At 45.3% G+C, this 761-nt stretch carries 2 tRNA genes and 1 rRNA gene (1 of these 3 only partly in view); all 3 read left to right on the top strand.

The window, feature by feature from the left end:
• The first annotated feature begins 148 nt into the window (after nucleotides 1-148).
• Nucleotides 149-225, top strand: a tRNA-Ile gene (locus tag ACFPRA_RS23675).
• A 48-nt stretch (nucleotides 226-273) separates the two neighbouring features.
• Nucleotides 274-349 (top strand) — tRNA-Ala (locus tag ACFPRA_RS23670).
• Nucleotides 350-660: 311 nt separating this feature from the next.
• A 23S ribosomal RNA gene (locus ACFPRA_RS23665) occupies nucleotides 661-761 on the top strand (its annotated part continues 221 nt past the right edge of the window); the annotation flags it as partial.

Below are 761 nucleotides of genomic sequence, written 5' to 3'. Positions count from 1 at the left end.
GGTAGCCGTATCGGAAGGTGCGGCTGGATCACCTCCTTTCTAAGGAATATTTCGGAATGTAGACCCTTGAGGTCTGCAAGTTAACGTTTTGCGTTCAGTTTTGAAGGTTCATTATGAAACTTCATTCTATTTTAAATAAACCCGAAAGGGGCCTATAGCTCAGCTGGTTAGAGCGCACGCCTGATAAGCGTGAGGTCGGTGGTTCGAGTCCACTTAGGCCCACCATATAGACATTTTAAGTGGAATAACTGCTTGAAAAACAATATTTATTGAGGGGCCTTAGCTCAGCTGGGAGAGCGCCTGCCTTGCACGCAGGAGGTCAGCGGTTCGATCCCGCTAGGCTCCACCATTAAAGATTTTCTGGTGATGGATTCACTGAAAATCAACCATGATGAATTTTGTTCTTTGAAAACTGGATAAAACGACATTGAAAGTAACAAATCAAGAATCAACCGAACAAATCCTTTTTGTGATTTGTTTATGCAATACCTTTTTAAGACGATTTTATGTATATCGCTATATGTAAAAGAGTCACTGAAAGGGTTTCGAGACACGAGCAGTGCTAGGAAGCAAGCGAGTGAACATCGGAGCGTGCTTTGGCACGTGAGGATGTGAACGAACGCAGCTGACAACGCAATGTGATGTGTATCGGAAGCCGAAGGTTAAGTTAGAAAGGGCGCACGGCGGATGCCTTGGCACTAGGAGCCTATGAAGGACGGCACTAACACCGATATGCTCCGGGGAGCTGTAAGTAAGCTTTG

This window comes from Sporosarcina soli, from assembly GCF_042655805.1.
GTDB classification, from domain to species: Bacteria; Bacillota; Bacilli; order Bacillales_A; family Planococcaceae; genus Sporosarcina; species Sporosarcina soli.
Note: the sequence above shows the minus strand (reverse complement) of the source record. Positions and strands in the feature narration are given on the sequence as shown.